15 protein-coding genes are annotated in these 18939 nt (G+C 53.3%); 10 read left to right on the forward strand and 5 right to left on the reverse strand.

The window, feature by feature from the left end:
- Positions 1-10: 10 nt before the first annotated feature.
- Complete coding sequence (locus ABIE64_RS06425) at positions 11-955, reverse strand: DMT family transporter (RefSeq protein ID WP_063092301.1); 945 nt, start codon at positions 953-955, stop codon at positions 11-13.
- 242 nt (positions 956-1197) lie between these two features.
- Between ABIE64_RS06425 and ABIE64_RS06430 the strand changes: the two genes are divergently transcribed.
- The 8 genes from ABIE64_RS06430 (at position 1198) to ABIE64_RS06465 (ending at position 8754) form a co-directional block, all read left to right on the forward strand.
- Entirely contained in the window at positions 1198-2139 is a 942-nt protein-coding gene (locus tag ABIE64_RS06430; protein ID WP_063092300.1) for a LysR family transcriptional regulator, read from the forward strand.
- A 78-nt stretch (positions 2140-2217) separates the two neighbouring features.
- Positions 2218-3213: a UDP-glucose 4-epimerase GalE gene (gene galE, locus ABIE64_RS06435; RefSeq protein ID WP_063092299.1), complete on the forward strand. Its 996-nt coding sequence runs from the start codon at positions 2218-2220 to the stop codon at positions 3211-3213.
- A gap of 148 nt (positions 3214-3361) precedes the next feature.
- Positions 3362-4201 carry a glycosyltransferase family 2 protein gene (locus ABIE64_RS06440; RefSeq protein WP_063092298.1) on the forward strand — a complete coding sequence of 280 codons (840 nt, stop codon included), beginning with the start codon at positions 3362-3364 and terminating at the stop codon, positions 4199-4201.
- Positions 4202-4359: 158 nt separating this feature from the next.
- Entirely contained in the window at positions 4360-4884 is a 525-nt protein-coding gene (gene ppa / locus ABIE64_RS06445; RefSeq protein WP_007088550.1) for an inorganic diphosphatase, read from the forward strand.
- Between the two features lie 370 nt (positions 4885-5254).
- Positions 5255-5797 carry a L,D-transpeptidase family protein gene (locus ABIE64_RS06450; protein ID WP_082822654.1) on the forward strand — a complete coding sequence of 181 codons (543 nt, stop codon included), beginning with the start codon at positions 5255-5257 and terminating at the stop codon, positions 5795-5797.
- 69 nt (positions 5798-5866) lie between these two features.
- Positions 5867-6841, forward strand: coding sequence for a DUF2333 family protein (locus ABIE64_RS06455; RefSeq protein WP_037988967.1), 975 nt, complete (start codon positions 5867-5869; stop codon positions 6839-6841).
- Between the two features lie 162 nt (positions 6842-7003).
- Positions 7004-7573 (forward strand): NifU family protein, encoded by a 570-nt coding sequence (locus ABIE64_RS06460; RefSeq protein WP_007088547.1) that lies wholly within the window; start codon positions 7004-7006, stop codon positions 7571-7573.
- A 194-nt stretch (positions 7574-7767) separates the two neighbouring features.
- Positions 7768-8754, forward strand: coding sequence for a glucosaminidase domain-containing protein (locus tag ABIE64_RS06465; protein ID WP_063092296.1), 987 nt, complete (start codon positions 7768-7770; stop codon positions 8752-8754).
- Positions 8755-8833: 79 nt separating this feature from the next.
- Here the strand turns inward: ABIE64_RS06465 and ABIE64_RS06470 are convergent, their stop codons facing one another.
- The 4 genes from ABIE64_RS06470 to ABIE64_RS06485 all read right to left on the reverse strand — a co-directional run bounded on the left by ABIE64_RS06470 (position 8834) and on the right by ABIE64_RS06485 (position 13021).
- Positions 8834-9295, reverse strand: coding sequence for a hypothetical protein (locus tag ABIE64_RS06470; RefSeq protein WP_063092295.1), 462 nt, complete (start codon positions 9293-9295; stop codon positions 8834-8836).
- Between the two features lie 105 nt (positions 9296-9400).
- Positions 9401-9847 carry a hypothetical protein gene (locus ABIE64_RS06475; RefSeq protein WP_139189988.1) on the reverse strand — a complete coding sequence of 149 codons (447 nt, stop codon included), beginning with the start codon at positions 9845-9847 and terminating at the stop codon, positions 9401-9403.
- Positions 9848-9960: 113 nt separating this feature from the next.
- A complete protein-coding gene (locus ABIE64_RS06480) occupies positions 9961-12228 on the reverse strand; it encodes an NADP-dependent malic enzyme (RefSeq protein WP_007088543.1) in 2268 nt (755 codons plus the stop codon).
- Between the two features lie 295 nt (positions 12229-12523).
- Entirely contained in the window at positions 12524-13021 is a 498-nt protein-coding gene (locus ABIE64_RS06485; protein ID WP_063092293.1) for a hypothetical protein, read from the reverse strand.
- A 183-nt stretch (positions 13022-13204) separates the two neighbouring features.
- On the opposite strand from ABIE64_RS06485, the gene mutS reads away from it, so the two are divergent.
- Positions 13205-15928, forward strand: a complete 2724-nt coding sequence (gene mutS, locus ABIE64_RS06490; RefSeq protein WP_354376920.1) for a DNA mismatch repair protein MutS — start codon at positions 13205-13207, stop codon at positions 15926-15928.
- A gap of 212 nt (positions 15929-16140) precedes the next feature.
- Positions 16141-18894 carry a [protein-PII] uridylyltransferase gene (locus ABIE64_RS06495; protein ID WP_063092291.1) on the forward strand — a complete coding sequence of 918 codons (2754 nt, stop codon included), beginning with the start codon at positions 16141-16143 and terminating at the stop codon, positions 18892-18894.
- Positions 18895-18939: the final 45 nt, after the last annotated feature.

Genomic DNA, 18939 nt, shown 5'->3' on the forward strand with positions numbered 1-18939 from the left:
CGAAGAAAGGCTAAACTTTCGCCGTTGCAGCCTTGCGATTTCCATCGCTTTCATCATCTTCGGCGGGCACAACCGAAACCGGTTTTGCCCCGCCTCTGTAATCCAGCAAGGCAACCGCCAGCACGACAATCGCCGCCCCGACAAAAATCACCGGCACCGGAAGCATGTCAAAGAAGATCAGATCCATTGCTACAGAAAACGGCAAGGCCGTATAGGCTGCTGGCGAAATGACACTGGCATCCGCAACCCGAACAGCCCGCAGAACCATGTAGTTGGTCAGCATGGCAAAGAAACCTGCACCCGCAGAATAAAGCCAGTCAGAGAAGGCCGCCGGTTGCCACATGATGACGGCAACCGGCACCCAGATCACAATGGCGACAATCTGGGGCCAGAACAGCATGGAGAAATTCGTCTCGGTCCGGGTCAGAACCTTGGCATAAAGCGTTTGTGCGGAAAAACAGAACGCCCCGATCAGGGCTGCGGCAACCCCCAATGGAACGCCAAATCCGTCCATTTTGGGAACGCACATTACCCAAACGCCAACAAGTCCAAGAAGGGTTGCGATCACTTTACGTGCCGTCAACTGCTCGCCAAGAATCACAACGGCAAGCATCACGGTCAGCAAGGCCTCGATGAACAGATAGGCATTTACCTCGGCAATACTCATCTGGCGAAGGGCAAAGAACACAAAAAACAGCGATCCGTACCAAAGAACGCCGCGCGCCAGATGCGCATAAGGTCGCTTGGTCCGGATCGACCTGGTGCCAATAAACATCAGGATGATCACGAACACAGCCACCGTCGTCACTGCACGCATCGCGAGAATTTGTGCCGTCGACACATCATGGGATACCAGCTTGGCACAGACATCGACAAAAACGCCCGATGCCATCGCCGCCGTCATCCACAAAACGCCGCGAAAATTGCCGCTGAGGCGCAAAAGCGTCCCGGTCATCACCTGATCATGATCTCTGGAATTAAAGTGGGTTTCCGACAGCGGGGAGACTGCTGCGGGGTGGCGCAAGGAGACTATCTATCGATCAGCCGGAAACCCTTTTCATTCAGCAGTGTGCCCGCAAAAATTGAAAAATGCGAATGAGGAGTTTTCAGCCATTGATGAGAATTTTTTGCCCCAAACCACATTCAGGCCTGTTACACAGGAATAAACTCTAAAACCCTGTCCCACGGAAATGTTCGATGCGCCGCAAACTGCCCCCCTTACGCGCGCTTGTCGCTTTTGAAGCCACCGCCCGCCATCAAAGTGTGAAGGCGGCGGCTGAAGAATTGCATGTCACCCAAAGTGCGATCAGCCATCAATTGCGTCAGCTTGAAGAATGTCTTGGCGTTGTCCTGTTTGTTCGCAAGGGACGCGGGCTCAGCCTGACCAAATCGGCAACCCGTCTGCTCCCGCGCCTGACAGAAGCCCTTGATGGCATTGCCGATATCACCGGCGAAGTCGGGCCCGACAAGGGCAAGGCGATCCGTATAGGCGCATTGGCAACCCCTGCCTTGACCGTTCTGTTAAACGAGCTTGGTGACCTGCAGGCCCGTATGCCTGCCGATATTCCCGTTCAGTTTCGCAAGATCGAATTTGATGATGATCTTGATCCACTTGAAATCGACATCGCCCTTCAGATCGCACCAAAAGATTTGCCGGGGCTTGATGGCTGGATCACCGAACTTCTGACTCCCGAAATTTACAATGCTTTTGCTGCGCCTGAATGGCTCGAAAAGCGCGGACTTGATCCCTGCAATATCGATGTCGGTTCACTTGGATCGCGCGATATCCTGCTGATCGACAGCGACAGCGAACAATTTTCGCAGATTGCCAACTGGTTTGATCGCGCCACCTTTTCACTCGATGATTGCTGGACCTTCAGCCATCATATCTGGGCACTCGAAGCAGCCCGTGCTGGACAAGGCATTGTTGCCAGCACCGATGTGATCGCCCGCAACTTTGTGGAACGCGGGGAACTGGTCTTGCTTAATTTCCCCGATTTCGTATCGCACTGGTGGTATCGCCTGCTGATCCGCCCTGCCCGTGAAAAAGACCCGGCCGTCATCGCCGCCGCCAACTGGATCCGCGAACTGATCAATCCACATACGGCGTCGCTGAAAGGCAAAATGCTTAAAAAATGATCTGCCAGACAGAATTCACCTAATCTGTATTTCTAATACGACCAAATCATTGGCTGGATATTGAACAGAACGGAAGCTATGGAAAAAATACTGGTAACAGGCGGCGCCGGATATATCGGATCTCATATATGCCTGAAATTGCAAGAAAGTGGCTATCTGCCGGTGGTTCTTGACAATTTGTCGAACGGTCACCGTGATGCTATTTCTGGTGATATCCCATTTGTTCATGCAGATATTCGTAATCGCACCGCTCTTGACGATACCTTTAAAAAATTCCAACCAACTGCAGTCATTCATATGGCTGCCCTGATTGAGGCAGGTCTTTCGATGCAGGAACCAGCCAGCTTTTACGAGGTGAATACGACCGGCTCATTTAATCTGCTTGAAGCGATGCGTCATCATGAGTGTCGGCAGATCGTTTTCTCATCAACTGCCGCCATATACGGTAACACCAATCTCGACATGCTTGACGAGACTTTACCGGCTCAGCCTGAAAATCCCTACGGCCGCTCAAAGGCGATGGTTGAAACAATGATCGCGGACTATTGCGCGTTATATGGTTTTCGTTCCATTGCTCTGCGTTATTTTAATGCCGCGGGTGCGGACCCTTCAAGGCGAACCGGTGAAAGACATGATCCGGAAACTCACCTCATTCCGCTTGCGCTATTGGCGGCGGCCGGGCGAAGAGACGGTTTAAAAATATTCGGCAATGACTATGACACGCCGGATGGAACCTGCATTCGCGACTACGTTCACGTTGATGACTTGGCAACGGCCCACGTCAAGGCACTTGAGCATATAACAGGCAAAACAAAACCATTTTTTGATTGCGTCAATATTGGGACGGGCAAAGGCTGTTCTGTACGTGAAATATTGATGCTTTGCAGAGAAGTTACGGGTATCGAGTTCCCGATATCTGACGCGGCACGCCGCCCGGGCGACCCCGTAAAACTGATTGCCAATCCGGCGAAAGCGAATTCACTATTAAACTGGAAGCCGAAATATACAGACCCACGTGAAACGATTGCTCATGCTTGGGCCTATTATTGTTCTAACCCTCGAAAGTCTGAATGAACACAAATTGGTAACCTGTTCATGTGATATACGATTTTAATATCTAGAACTTTTTTGTAATTGACGAGACGGAGCGGAAATCGGCTCCATGCATTATGGACCAGAGGGGATACTGGTTGAATGCGTTCTGTAATTGGGGGGAAATTACGTGCATAAGGTTTCTGTGATCGTTTCGACCTATAATTGGCCCGAAGCGCTTGAGATGGTCTTGCAGTCGTTAATCGACCAGAAAGACAGGAACTTCGAGGTGATCGTCGCAGATGACGGGTCCGGCCCGGAGACGGCAAATACCATTATCCGCATGCAGAAAAAATCACCCGTGCCGATCAAACATTTCTGGCAAGAAGATATGGGCTATCGCCTGTCACGTGTCCGCAATGGTGCAATCAAAATCGCAGAGGGCGATATTGTTGTTTTCACCGATGGTGACTGTTGTCTTCTTCCTGATTTTGTCTCAAACCACCGAAAAGTTGCCGAACCAGGCTGCTTCGTGACCGGCAAGCGCGTTTTTCTTAAACGTCGCTTCACTGAATTCGTTATGAAAAAGCGCTTTTCATTTCACAAATGGCCTCGCATCCTTTTGTTCATGCTGGGTCTGATGGGACAATGCAATCGCCCCTTCCAGTTTGCCCCTCTCCCGCAAAACAAGAAAAGCCTTTGGGCGCATCAGAAATGCTGGAAAAAGGCACAAGGGTGCAATATTGCCGCCTTTCGAAATGACATTCTGGCAATCGGCGGTTTTGACGAAGCCTATGAGGGACATGGTCTCGAAGATTCCGATTTCGTGCTGCGCATGATCCGATCTGGCGTGAAACGCAAAAGCGTCGAATACTGCTCACCCGTTCTGCATCTGTATCACGGACGCTCCATAGGGCAACGTCACGCCAACAAATCAAACAACGGTATGTATTTTAAAGAGCTAGAAGCAGACCCGAGCCGCTTCCAACCGAGACAGAGTGAACTTATTCCAATCGCCGCTTCAGCATAAAATAGTCCAGTTATCTGCGGGGCTTGGAACAACGCCAATTTCAAGATAAAAGGACCACCTGATTTTTGCATCCTCGATAGATTTCGAGTGTTTGTGCGTTGTGATAGCCCCGGCAACGGGGCACAGCCTTATCAAAAAGCGAAAGGGATTTTCCCCAAATGGATCTCAGCAAGATTGCCGTTGGCAAAGATGTTCCCTGGGACGTTAACGTCGTCATCGAAATCCCGCAGGGCGGACCGATCAAGTACGAAGTCGACAAAGACTCTGGTGCTGTCTTCGTTGACCGCTTCCTCCATACCTCGATGTATTATCCGGTAAATTACGGTTTCATCCCCAACACCCTTGGCCTGGATGGTGATCCGGTCGATGCCATGGTCATGTTCCGTGAACCGGTTGTTGCTGGCTCGGTCATTCGCGCCCGTCCGGTCGGTGTTCTGATGATGGAAGACGAGGCCGGGCAGGATGAGAAACTGATCTGCGTGCCGCACGACAAGATCGATCCGTACTATACCGATATCAAATCCCACGAAGATCTTCCGCAGATTCTGCGCGATCAGATCCAGCATTTCTTCGAGCGTTACAAAGACCTCGAAAAAGGCAAATGGGTAAAAGTCACCGGTTGGGAAGGCGCTGAGAAAGCCGCTAAACTGATCGAAGAAGGTGTAGCCCGTCTCGGCAAATAAGCCGATTTATGTGCGATGGCTTTCTAACGCCCCGCCCGGATTCCGGCGCGGGGCGTTGTCATTTTAACATGACGCCAAAAAACATACATAATCTCAATTCGCTCGGGACTATTGGACAAAGGATTTGTTCCGTGCAGGCGAAGCACGCCTGACGTAGGCATTAAGCCTTCCGCACCTTTCCAAAGATATTTTTGGTTACCTGCGAAACCTGACAGTCTGCATTCCCGTATCAACTTTGCGTGCAATCATTGTAGCTGATACGGCATTGCCACAAATTCACCTTTGTTGTTTCTCAACATCTTCAAGAAATTTTCTGCAAAACGCTTTGGCGACAGCACTTTAGACAACCGGAATTCAGAGTTTCAGACCAATGCATAGCAACCTGCAAACCAGTACGCCGTCCGATCCGGTCGAAATGATTGTCTCGACAGATGGATTGCTGCGCTTTGAGGACCGGGAATTTCGCTGTGCAATTGGCAAAAACGGCGTGGTCTCTGCCGATGCAAAGACCGAAGGTGACGGTAAAACGCCGGCTGGAACCTGGCGACTGCGTTATGTTATGTATCGGTCTGATCGCCGCGCAAGCCCCCATACAGACCTTCCAGTCACCACTATTTCCTTTTCTGATGGCTGGTGCGACGATCCTACCCATCCGGACTATAATCGCCCCGTGCGGCTTCCGTTTGATGCCAGCCATGAGAAACTGTTTCGCGACGATGGGCTTTACAACCTCATTGTCGTACTTGGTCACAACGATGATCCTACCGTCCCGGGAAAAGGGTCGGCGATTTTCATGCATATTGCCCGCCCGGATTATACCGGTACCGAAGGCTGCGTTGCACTTGGCGAAAAAGATCTCGAAACCGTTTTGTCCATGTGCACGACTGAAAACTATATTCGGATCGATATGTAAAATCATGGACTTGCCGTTGTGGCAATGACACCCTAGTTTCATGCTGCACGCCATTGACCGGGACGGATCATGATTGAAGACGATTATCTATACAAAAAGAACGGTATTTCCGGTTTCGGAGCACGCATCAGGCGTGTTTTCAGCTCCCGCAAGTTTTGGGTGGGCAGCCTTACCGTTATTGTGTTGGTCGCTGTCATCTATTATCCGGTCGGCATGGCACTGGTGCACAAGATCGACGACAATCCCGATTTCACTGGTAATTATCAGGGCGGCAGCCATTCGGTAAGCACCGCATCCGCACTGATAGATCGCGAAATCAATCAGAACCGCTGGACGGCGAACGATCCCTTCTTCCTGCCGAGTGCCGCACTGGACAATATGCCGAACTTCCAGACGGGTATTGTCTATGCCCTGTCACGCTTTGCAATCGAGTTGTCCGATCAGATTGGTCGTACGCGTGGCTCAAGCCAGGTTGACCCGGATCTGGATGATGCAGCAGGCCTTCTGAAATTCAGGGGTGACAAATGGGTCTTTGATCCCAGCGTGTCGCTTTTGCCCGGTGTAACCTCCGAACAGCAATACCGGCAGGCTATTGCAGCGCTTAACCGTTACAATCAGCGCCTGGCAGACGGTCAGGCCGTTTTTGAACGCCGTGCTGACAATCTGCAGGAAACGCTGAACCGTTTCGCCAATGATCTTGGATCAGCATCCGCACTGATTGATGACAAGGTCGAAGACCCATCCTTGTTTGATCGCACTGCTGATGATGTCTTTTATGCCACCAAGGGCCGTCTTTATGCCTATAGCCTGATCCTGCGTGACCTCGGCACCGATTTCGAACAGGTCATCAATGAACGTCAGGTAGCACCAGCCTGGGCGGAAATGATCGGCTCGTTGCAGGCAGCAGCGGCTCTTGATCCTCTGGTTGTGGTCAACGGTTCGGCCGATGGCATTATTTTCCCAAACCACTTGGCCGGGCTTGGTTTTTATCTGCTGCGCGCCCGTACCCAGATGCGCGAAATCAGCTCTATTCTGCAGCGATAAGACAGGTTCCCGGTACCGGGTGTCAGATCACGAATACCTGAGTTGCGCGCTCAGACTTGATCTTTTCCTGTTTTTGCCCCATTTAGGGCCTAACCAGATGAAATCGGGAACGCCGCGCGGGCAAGATTTGCCCCGGCCCCCAGAGTGAGAGGACAAGCCGACATGTTCATTCAAACCGAACCGACTCCGAACCCGGCAACACTGAAATTCCTGCCCGGCGAAGATGTTATGGGCCGTCAGGGCACCGCCAACTTCACGGCAACCGATACAGATGTAAAATCACCGCTTGCCCGCAAGCTGTTTGAAGTTGAAGGCATCACCGGGGTGTTTCTGGGCGGTGACTTCATCACCATCACCAAGGACGATGCCAAAGACTGGCAGACACTCAAACCGCAAATCCTTGGCGGTATCATGGAGCATTACACCTCCGGACAGCCGGTTCTTGATCAGAATTCCGGTGCTGCCACCGGTGCCAGCACCGCATCAGATGGAGATGATGAACTGGTCAGCCAGATCAAGGAACTGCTTGATACCCGTGTCCGGCCGGCCGTCGCACAGGATGGCGGCGATATCGTCTTCCACAAATTCGAAGACGGCGTTGTATTCCTTGAAATGCACGGCGCATGCTCCGGCTGCCCGAGCAGCACGGCGACCCTTAAAATGGGCATCGAAAACATGCTGCGTTATTACGTGCCGGAAGTTCAGGCCGTAGAACCGGTCATGGCTGACTGATTTCCCGATTCGCGAAATTTTTTCCGCCCGGCACGCACAAATTTCTGTGCCGGGCGTTGTCATTACGCGCGGAACGCAAACGTCGCAAAGGAAAAATTAACCTTTTCGATATTGCAGGTTGCGATCCGCACAACAGGCAGGCATAGATAACGGCTCGCATGAACCGGCAGTTTTACTGATCCTGGAGAAACAACATGAATAGCGCAAAAGAAGGCAGTTACCGTAAAATTGCGCTTGCTTCAGTGTTTGGAGCGGTAGGTTTACTGTATTTTGGCATTTTCGGTGGATGGGATGTTACCCCCCCCCCTAAAGGTATGAGCTTTGACGAGGTCGCAGCAGTTACCGTTGCGCCGGAAAAAAAGAACGTCAAACCGCTCTACCGTCGCGATCCAGAAGTGATCGCGCTTAACCAGTATTATCAAAGCATCGGCTACAGCCTGTCGGGTGTGCAGGAAATTCCACGCGTCTATATCAAACGCGTTCCCAAAGGCATGCGCGATCTGGCATCCGCAGACGAGCGCAAACAGATTTTCATTCGAATCATGCTGCCGCTGGCATTGCGTGTGAACGAGGAAATCACAGCGCGACGTGATCGCCTGATGGCTATTCAGAGCAAGAAATATTCCGGCGACCCGATCAGTGCGGCTGAAAAAGAATGGGTCGATCAGATGATGAAGCGCTATCGCGTGAAGGATGGCGGTGTCACCGCACTGCTTGAACGCATCGATATCATTCCGCCATCTCTGATGCTTGCTCAGTCCGCTGAGGAAAGCGGCTGGGGCACGTCGCGCTTCGTGCGCAAGGGTAATGCCCTGTTTGGCCAGTGGGCCTGGGATGAAGACGGCATCGTCCCAGAAGACCGTGCCGAAGGCAAAACCCACGTCATCAAATCGTTTAACAGCCTGATCGACAGTGTTCGTGCCTATGCACGCAACATCAACTCGCACCCGGCATATGCCGAACTGCGCGCTGAACGTGCCAAGTTGCGTGAAGGTGGCGAAGTCGTGCTTGGTTGGGATCTGGCCGATACACTAACCAAATATTCCGAACGTGGTGAAGAATATGTCGACTCGCTTCACGCCATCATGCGCGTGAACGGTCTTGAAACATTCGACGGGATCGGCTTCGCGTCTGGCGATATACCGCCGCCGCCAAGTGTTCTGGCACTTCTTGAAGATTGATCGCACCAATCGCTTATAAAAAAGGGACCGGTTTCATGCGGTTCCTTTTCTTATTTCCGTAAATGGATACCACCAGATTCTATGGGCGGTAAATCCAGCCTTTCTCGGATTTGACCAGCCGGATCTCGCTTTCGACAATGCGCCTGTCACCCGCCTTGAACTCGCCCTCCTTCAAGGCCAGCATCTTGGTCTTCACCAGATCAATTGCTTCACTGACAGTGTCACCGACCGTATCAAGGTCCCCGGCGGCCTTGCCCTTTTCCGTCACGTCATCGGCAAAATCCGCGACCGAGCGATCAAACACCAATTCGTAACGCACCATAACTGTCGTTTCATCTTCGGCTTCTTTGATGCTGTTGGTCTTGGCAATATTTTCAACATGACCAACTTTGGCATAAGGATCATCACGGAAACGTTCGATCACGGCCGTGGTGATCTCATTAGCTGTTGGGCCTTCGGTCTTTGTATCGTCGCACGCAGCCAAGGCCACAAGCGCCGGAACGAACAGAATAAATGCAAAAAAATGACTGATGCGATGCATCGACAAGTTCCTTATGCCTGAAATACGGTTATGGCGCGAACCTGTTACAGTCCGATGTGGCAGAAATCGGGTCGATCCACGCTATTGCCCAAGCGATAAACGCCATCAGGGCTGCGCGATCCATTTGCCTTTAATCTTAACGAAATCGACGACCCGGGCGACGTCAAAGCGCTGATCTTTTTCAAATTCACCATAAAGGCTGGTCAGGCCCGTCAATTCAACAGTTCCAAGAATACCAAGATAATCACGAAACCGCATACGTTCGGCTTCCGAAGCTGACCCCGGATCGGCAACAATGCCAATGGCATTGGCAAAATCAATATCAAACACCAGTTCGTATTGCACAGATACACGACTGCGATTGTCGCCTGTTCGCTCCGTATCGGATATCTCGATATTTTCCAGATGCGATAGCATGCCTATCAGGGCTTCATCGTGCAGTTCGTTCAAGCTGGACGTAATCAGTTCTGACGAAGGCTCGGAAGCATTGCACCCGAACAGAATCAAAAAAACTGTGCATAGCCCAAAACGCCATTTGCATGAAAAATTCAACGTCACGTTCCCACGATTACCGGTTGTTTTTTGTTATATTCCGGCCTCTTAAAGTAAAATGGCGGAAATTGCATCAGCAATTCCGCCATTTTAACAATATTGTTTAGCGCAACTTAGCCGTGTTCTGCCTCGTGAGCGGCCAGTGCTGCCAGGTTGACAAGGTCGTTAACCGTACTGCCCATCTGGGTGATCTGTGCCGGCTTTTCGAGCCCGATCATCACCGGACCAACAACCGTACCACCGCCCAGCTTGTCGAGAAGCTTTGACGCCGTTGTCGCCGCATGAAGGGCCGGCATTACAAGCACATTGGCCGGGCCGGAAAGACGGCAGAACGGATAAAGCTTCAACAGTTCAGTATCAAGCGCCACATCAACCGCAATATCACCATCGAATTCAAAATCGACATTACTGCGCTCAAGGATACCGACCGCCTCGCGGATACGGTCGGTATCTGCACTCCACGGGTTGCCAAACGTCGAATGCGATACCATTGCCACACGCGGCTCGTGACCAAGCTGACGGGCTTTTTCGGCCGCCTGGATCGCAATCTCGGCAAGCTGCTCGGCATCGGGCATGTTATGCACGCGCGTATCGGCAATAAACACCGTCCGGCCTTTGGCAATTGCAATCGAAAGACCCATAGGGATTTCGCCCGGCTTGGCATCGATCACTGAACTGATATCGGTAAAGCTGCGATGGAAGTTTCGCGTCAGGCCGGTAATCAGGCCGTCCGCATCGCCTTTTGCCACCATAACAGCTGCAAAGACGTTACGCTTCTGGTTGACCATGCGCTGGCAATCGCGCCACAGGAAGCCTTTACGCTGCAGGCGGCCATACAGGAACTCGGCATATTCCTTGTTCTTGTGAGAAAGGGCCGCGTTGCTGATTTCAACACCCTCAAGGCTTTCGATACCGAGCGATTTGGCCGATTCCGCGATCCGGTCCTCGCGCCCGATCAGGATCGGAGTACCATAACCGGAATTGCGATAGGCCACAGCCGCACGAATAACGGTTTCCTCTTCGCCCTCGGCAAAGGCAATCCGTTTCGGATGGGCCCGCACATAATCGGAAATCAGTTGTAGATGGGCCGCCGTCGGATCAAGGCGACCGCGCAGCTGATTTTCATATTCCGCCATGTCAATGATCGGTCGGCGTGCAACACCACTGTCCATCGCGGCCTGTGCCACGGCCTTGGGCACCGCAATGATAAGGCGCGGGTCAAACGGTGCCGGAATGATATATTCCGGACCATATTGCAGGCGACGGCCGGAATAAGCCGCAGCAACCTCGTCAGGCACATCTTCACGCGCCAGTGACGCCACCGCATGCGCCGCGGCAATCTTCATTTCCTCGTTGATCGTGGATGCCTGAACGTCAAGCGCCCCGCGGAAGATATAAGGGAAACCAAGCACGTTATTGATCTGGTTGGCATAGTCCGAACGCCCGGTGGCACAGATCGCGTCATTTCGGATCGCGGCGACGTCTTCCGGGCTGATTTCCGGATCCGGGTTTGCCATGGCAAAGATGATAGGCTGTTTGGCCATGCTTTTGACCATGGCCGCCGTCACCGCGCCCTTGACCGACAGGCCGAAGAACGCATCCGCCCCGTCCATCGCTTCTTCCAGCGTGCGGGCATCTGTTTCGGCCGCGTGCGCCGATTTCCACTGGTTCATGCCGTCTTCACGGCCCTTGTAAATCACCCCGCGCGAATCGCACATGATGACATTATCGGGTGTGACTCCCATGCTTTTGACCAGTTCGCAACATGCAATCGCCGCCGCACCCGCACCGTTGATCACAAGCTTGATGTCTTTAAGCTCGCGCCCCGTCAGGTCGCAGGCATTGATCAGGCCGGATGCGGCAATAATCGCCGTACCGTGCTGGTCGTCATGGAATACCGGAATATCCATCAGTTCGCGCAAGCGTTGCTCGATGATGAAGCATTCCGGGGCCTTGATGTCTTCAAGGTTGATCCCGCCGAACGACGCGCCAAGGAAGCGCACGCAATTGACGAACTCGTCAACATCCTCGGTCGACACTTCAAGGTCCAGCCCGTCAACATCGGCAAAACGCTTGAACAGGACCGCTTTGCCTTCCATTACCGGCTTGGATGCCAGCGCACCCAGATTGCCAAGCCCCAGAACGGCCGTACCATTCGAGATCACGGCGACGATATTGCCCTTGGACGTATAGTCATAGGCCGTTGCCGGATTCTTGGCGATTTCGAGGCATGGCACCGCCACACCTGGTGAATATGCAAGTGAAAGATCGCGCTGTGTGGTCAGCGGCTTCGACGGAGTGATTTCGATTTTTCCGGGGCGGCCACTTGAATGAAACAGCAGCGCTTCACGGTCACGAACCTTGATTTCTGAATCTGACATATATTTTCACTGACGCTTGCGTGGTGGATTGGAAAGCGGCGAGAACCTGTAAACTTTAACCCGGCAATCAGGTGTGGAGCCGTCATGCCGGACCGCTCAATAAATCAGGCTTCTGGCCCCGGGTCAAAGGCGACGTTAACGGCAACCGCAAAATTACGTAGCGTTTTCCGTATGTTGCAGCGCATCATATGCCAACCGGAAATAAGAAAGGCGATCATTTCTGATCGCCTTTTACGTTTTAGCAAACCATGTCCGTCATGCCGAAAAATGCAAATACGCACTCAAAATCAAGGGATTATCCCTGATGCAGATGAATGTTTTCCGCGCCGTGCTTTTTCAGAATCGCGGTCGCCTTGGCTTCTGCATCCTCCTTGTCGGGATCAATCCGCACCCACAGGATCACCGACCCGGCATTGATCGCGCGGGCGAAATCTTCGGTATGCGGGGTTGATGTAACTTCCTCGATAAATTCGCGAAGCGCCACGGCGCCAACGCCCGCACCAACCGCAAGCGCCACCGGCGCGGTTGCCGCCCCGCCAAACAGTGCAATCGCCCCCGATGCCACCAAGGGCACCTCGTATTTTGCTTCACCGACCAGCGCGGTCAGCACATCGGACCAGGACCGGCCATCCGACCCGGCAACATCAATTGATTCATGGGAACTTAAAACTGACAGGTCCGTGCGCGAAAATCCGCTATCGCGCAATTCCCGAACCGCGGCATCAAAGCCGTCTTTTGTATCGAATAATCCAACCAGTTCCGGCGCCTGACGGGTCGCTTGGTCTGCTGCCATCTTCTTATCTCCTTGGTCACTGGTCAAAGGGCGGCAAATCGGCGATGATCGCGCTACTTTGCTGCCTGCGTATCTTAACATATTTTACAGAAAATCAGGCATTGCAATGGCATAGGTCAAAAACTGCTCCCGGGCCGTTTCATCCCCTCGTCAATGCCTTCAGGGTTTGCTATCACACTCGCCATGAACAATATTGCCGATCCTTCCGATACTCAGACCGTCCCCCTTTCGTTCGACACCGAAGGTGCGACCCCGATGATGATGCAGTTCCTTGAAATCAAGGAACAGTATCAGGACTGCCTGCTGTTTTACCGCATGGGCGACTTTTACGAGCTATTCTTCGACGATGCCGTCAAGGCGGCCGAGGCACTCGATATCGCGCTGACAAAACGTGGCAAACATCAGGGTAACGAAATTCCCATGGCCGGTGTTCCCGTCCATAGCCACGAAACATATCTTCAGCGTCTGATCCGCAAGGGTTTCCGTGTCGCTGTATGCGAACAGATGGAAGACCCGGCCGAGGCCAAGAAACGCGGCGCCAAATCCGTCGTCAAACGCGGCGTTGTCCGACTGATCACGCCCGGCACCCTGACCGAAGACAGCCTTCTGGATGCCCGGCGCCATAACTATCTGGCCGCCGTATCCGAAGTTCGCGGCAAGGTCGGCCTAGCCTGGCTTGATATGTCGACCGGCGATTTTTATGTTCAGCCCTGTGATATGGGCGGGCTTCCTGCCGCCCTTGCCCGTCTTGACGCTGGTGAGCTTCTGATATCTGACAAACTTCTGAATCGTTCGGAAATGTTCGATATCTACGCCGAATACAAAAACGTCATCACCCCGCAACCCGCATCACGCTTTGATGCCGAAAATGCCCAGCTGCGCCTTAAAAAACTATATGAAGTTGCGGCCCTGGACGCTTTTGGCGGATTCGAAATTGCCGAACTTTCGGCGGCCGGGGCGCTGATCGATTATGTCGATCTGACCCAGAAGGGTCAGATGCCGCGCCTTGCCCCGCCGCAACGCATGGCTGCGGGTGCTGCAATGGAAATTGATGCCGCCACCCGCCGGTCACTGGAATTGACCCAGACCCAATCAGGTGAACGCAAGGGATCGCTTTTATCGGTCATCGACCGTACCCGCACTGGTGCCGGTGCCCGCTTGCTGGCCGCCCGCCTGTCCGCACCGCTGACCGATGCGGGCACGATCAATAAACGCCTTGATCTGGTCTCCTATTTCCATGATCGCGATGCCCTACGGTCCGATCTGCGAGCTGCCCTTGGCGAATGTCCGGATATCGAACGTGCATTGTCACGTCTGTCCGTCGGTCGTGGCGGCCCACGCGATCTGGCTGCCATGCGCGATGGTCTGGCCTGTGCCTTTGAGATTGGCAACCTTTTGCACAAACCCGATGGCGGCAATGATGGCCTGACCACGCAACCCGCCGCCCTTGTCGATCATTTGACCGATATGGGTCATCACGGCGATCTGATTGATCTTCTGCGCCGGTCGCTTAGCGAAAATCTACCGTTGCTGGCGCGTGATGGCGGTTTTATCGCAAGTGGTTATCACCCGCCGCTTGATGAATTGCGGATGCTTTCAAGCGAAAGCAAAAAGCTAATCGCCAATCTGCAAGCCCGATATACCGAACAAACGGCCATCACCAGCCTTAAGGTCAAACACAACAATGTTCTTGGCTACTTCATCGAAGTACCGGCCAAACAGGCTGACCGGATGATCGAAATCGATGAATTTATCCATCGCCAGACCATGGCCAATGCGGTTCGTTTCACCACGGTCGAGCTGTCCGAGCTCGAAAGCAAGGTTTCAAAGGCCGGTGATCAGGCATTGGCTCTGGAACTCGAACTGTTTGACACACTGGTCACGGGCGTCCTTGAACATGCCGACGCCATCGCGCGCTGTGCACAGGCACTTGCCGGGCTTGATGTGTCAGCCGCGTTGGCCGAACTGGCGCGTGATCAGGGATGTATCCGCCCGACCATTGATGACAGCCTTGCCTTTGATATTCGTGGCGGTCGCCATCCGGTGGTCGAAGCCGCCCTGCGCGAAAATGGCGATAGCCCCTTTGTTGCCAATGACTGCCGCCTTGAAGGCGAACAAAGTCTTTGGCTGATTACTGGTCCGAACATGGCCGGTAAATCGACCTTCCTGCGCCAGAATGCCCTGATTGCGGTTCTGGCCCAGATCGGTGCCTTTGTCCCGGCTGAAACGGCGCATATCGGTGTGATTGACCGGCTGTTTTCGCGTGTCGGGGCAGCGGATGATCTGGCGCGTGGCCGGTCGACCTTCATGGTCGAAATGGTCGAAACCGCCGCCATCCTTAATCAGGCATCCGATCGTTCGCTGGTTATCCTTGATGAAATCGGGCGCGGCACGGCAACATTTGATGGTCTTTCAATTGCTTGGGCGGTTGTTGAAAACCTGCACGAAGTCAATAAATGCCGTGGCCTCTTCGCAACCCACTATCATGAACTTACAGCCCTTGCCGCCAAGCTTGCCCATCTGTCCTGCCACACCATGCTGATCAAGGAATGGCAGGGCGAAGTCGTCTTCCTGCACGAAGTCGGTGCAGGAAGTGCGGATCGGTCTTATGGCATTCATGTTGCCCAGCTCGCAGGCCTGCCCAAACCAGTGATCAAACGCGCCGAACAGGTATTGAAAACCCTGGAGAAGGGCGAGCAGGGCGGTGCGGTTTCCAAACTGGCCGATGACCTGCCGCTTTTTGCTGCCGCAATCGAGCAAGTCAAACAGGAAGAAAAAGCCAAAACCACTGCATTGTCGCCTGAACAAAAGGCCCTTCTGGATGCTGTGGCTGAAATCGATCCCGATAACATGACCCCGCGCGAAGCACTTGATGCGCTATATCGCTTGCGCGCCATGCGCGGTTGATTTCGCATCTGTCGCGAAAAATATCGGCCAACGCATTAAAAACAGGCACTTTGCCCTTATATCAGGCAGGTGCCTGTTTGCTTTTTGATGTTAAACTCCGGCGATCAGCCTAACACTGGCATCGAAAACACGGCATGCCATATGCATTGGGTGTGGACCCAAAAGGGCAACCAGCCCGTTCATGCCAGACCCGACCGAGGAAACCACTTCAAGTGACGTATAGAATCAAGAAACAGCGCGAAATCATCGACCGCCGCAAAATCTTTGCCGAGCTTGAAACCATCGCTGCCAATGCGGATCTGACATCCTTCAAACAGCGTGCGGAAATCCTTAAACACCTCAAAGCCGTTCTGGAGAATGGCCGCAAGGTCATCCGTGCCCGTTTCGAAGAAACCAATTCCGGGCAGGACGCGGTCTTTTCCAACAGTTTCCTGATCGATCAGATTGTCCGTCTGATCCATGATTTCGCCCTGAAATTCGTCTATCCACTGCATAATCCCACCAATGAGCAACGCATGGCGGTTGTCGCGGTTGGCGGTTACGGTCGCGGCGATATGGCGCCGCAATCTGATGTCGATATCCTGTTTCTGTTTCCCTACAAACAAACCGCGCATGGCGAACAGGTTGTCGAATACATCCTTTATATGCTCTGGGATCTAGGGCTGAAGGTCGGTCATGCCACCCGTTCGATTGATGACTGCCTGCGCATGGGCAAACAGGACATCACAATTCGTACCAACCTGCTTGAAAGCCGGTTCGTATGGGCGGATGAAGAAGTCTATAAAGCCTTCCGCACCCGTTTCATGGAAGAGCTGGTCAAGGGCACGGGGCTTGAATTCATCGAAGGCAAGCTGAACGAACGCGATGAACGCCACATTCGCATGGGTGATTCCCGCTATGTGGTTGAACCCAACGTCAAGGACGGCAAAGGCGGCCTTCGCGATCTTCATACCCTGTTCTGGATCGGCAAATATCTTTACCGTGTCAGCAACCCGCTTGAACTGGTCGACCTCAAAGTCCTGACCCGCAAGGAAGCACAAGGCTTTCTGAAGGCACAAAACTTCCTGTGGTCGGTGCGCTGCTGGCTGCATTACCTGACCGGACGCGAAGAAGACCGCCTGACATTTGATATGCAGCGCGATATTGCCGATAAGCTTGGCTATACCGACCATGCAGGCGCATCAGGTGTCGAACGCTTCATGAAACACTATTATCTGATGGTGAAACATGTCGGCAACCTGACCCGCATCTTCTGTGCCGCCCTTGAAGAACGCCATCAACGCAAACCGCTAATCCGCTTCCCGGCACGTTTTTTCGGTAGCAAGGAAATCGACGGTTTCCAGTTGCGCAATGATCGCCTGACCGTCGACAGCCTCGAAACCCTGCAAAGTGACCCGATACAGATATTACGCCTATTCCTTGTCGCCCATCAGAACGGGGTCGGCATTCATCCCGAAACGCTGCGCTGGGTAACACAAAGTCTGAAACTGGTCGATCACAAGTTGCAAAAGGATCCGGCCGCGAACGAGGTCTTTCTTGAGATCCTGACACACCGCGATACCCCCGATATCCCGCTTCGCAAAATGAACGAAGCCGGGCTGCTTGGCCGTTTCATCCCGGATTTCGGTCGTGTCGTTGCCCAGATGCAATATGACATGTACCACACCTATACCGTGGACGAGCACACCATCCGCGCGATCGGCATATTGAACCAGATCGAACGCGGCGAACTGGCAGAAGAAGCCCCGGTTGCCACCCGTATCATGGAAAAGGTGATTTCGCGCCGCGTGCTTTATGTCGCGGTATTGCTTCATGATATCGCCAAGGGCCGAGGCGGTGATCATTCGGAACTCGGCGCCGAAGTCGCCGAAAAGCTTTGTCCGCGTCTCGGCCTGTCGCCTGCCGATACCGAAACCGTCGCTTGGCTGGTCAAAGCCCATCTGTGGATGAGCCTGACCGCATTCAAACGTGACCTGAATGACCCGACGACGATTCGCGCCTTTGCCGATCTGGTCCAGTCACAGGAACGGTTGCGTTTGTTGCTGTGCCTCACGGTTGCCGATATCCGGGCCGTAGGTCCGAATGTCTGGAACGGCTGGAAAGCGACCCTTCTGCGCGAACTGTTCTATGCCACCGATGACTTGCTTTCGGGCGGCCTGAATGCCGACAGTCGCGATTCGCGTGTCGCCCGTGCCCAGCAGAAATTGCGCGACGCCCTTGCCGCATCCGGTTCCAACTGGCCAGAACAGGATGTCGAGGACTTCATTGATCGCGGTTATCCGTCCTATTGGCTCAGTTTTGACACCGAAACCCATGTCCGTCATGCCCATCTGACCCGTGATGCCAAGGCAAGCGGTGCGGACATCACGATCGATATGCGAATCGAAACCGATATCGATGCCACCGAAATCATTGTCCACACCACCGATCATCCCGGGCTGTTTTCCCAGATTGCCGGATCGATGGCGCTGTGTGGCGCCAATGTCGTCGATGCCAAAATCCTGACCCTTGCCGACGGCATGGCACTTGATACCTTCTTTATCCAGGATACCAATGGCGAGGCCTTCAACGACAAATCCAAGCTCGATAAATTACGCAAAACGCTTGAACAGGTGATTTCAGGCCGTCTGCGACCGAGTCAGGAAATCGAACGTCGCCAGATCAAGGATAACAAGCATCGCACTGCAGTCTTCAAAGTCGAGCCAAACGTCATCATCGACAACAAGGCCAGCCGCACCCACACGGTCATTGAAATTACCGCGCGCGACCGGCAGGGTCTGCTTTACGACGTCACACGCACATTACGCGACCTTTCGCTGCAAATCGCATCGGCGCGTATTTCGACCTTTGGTGAACGCGCAGTCGACGTTTTCTACGTCAAGGACGTGTTTGGTCTGAAAATTGATAGCCGCACCAAATTCCTGCAGGTCAAGGAAACCCTGACCCAAACCTTGGAAAACGGCTGAACAACCGACCCGAAAACACAAAATCCCCGCCCCTGCGATTGGCCA

Origin of the sequence: Thalassospira sp. MBR-102 (assembly GCF_040549275.1) — a bacterium.
Taxonomy (GTDB): domain Bacteria; phylum Pseudomonadota; class Alphaproteobacteria; order Rhodospirillales; family Thalassospiraceae; genus Thalassospira; species Thalassospira xiamenensis.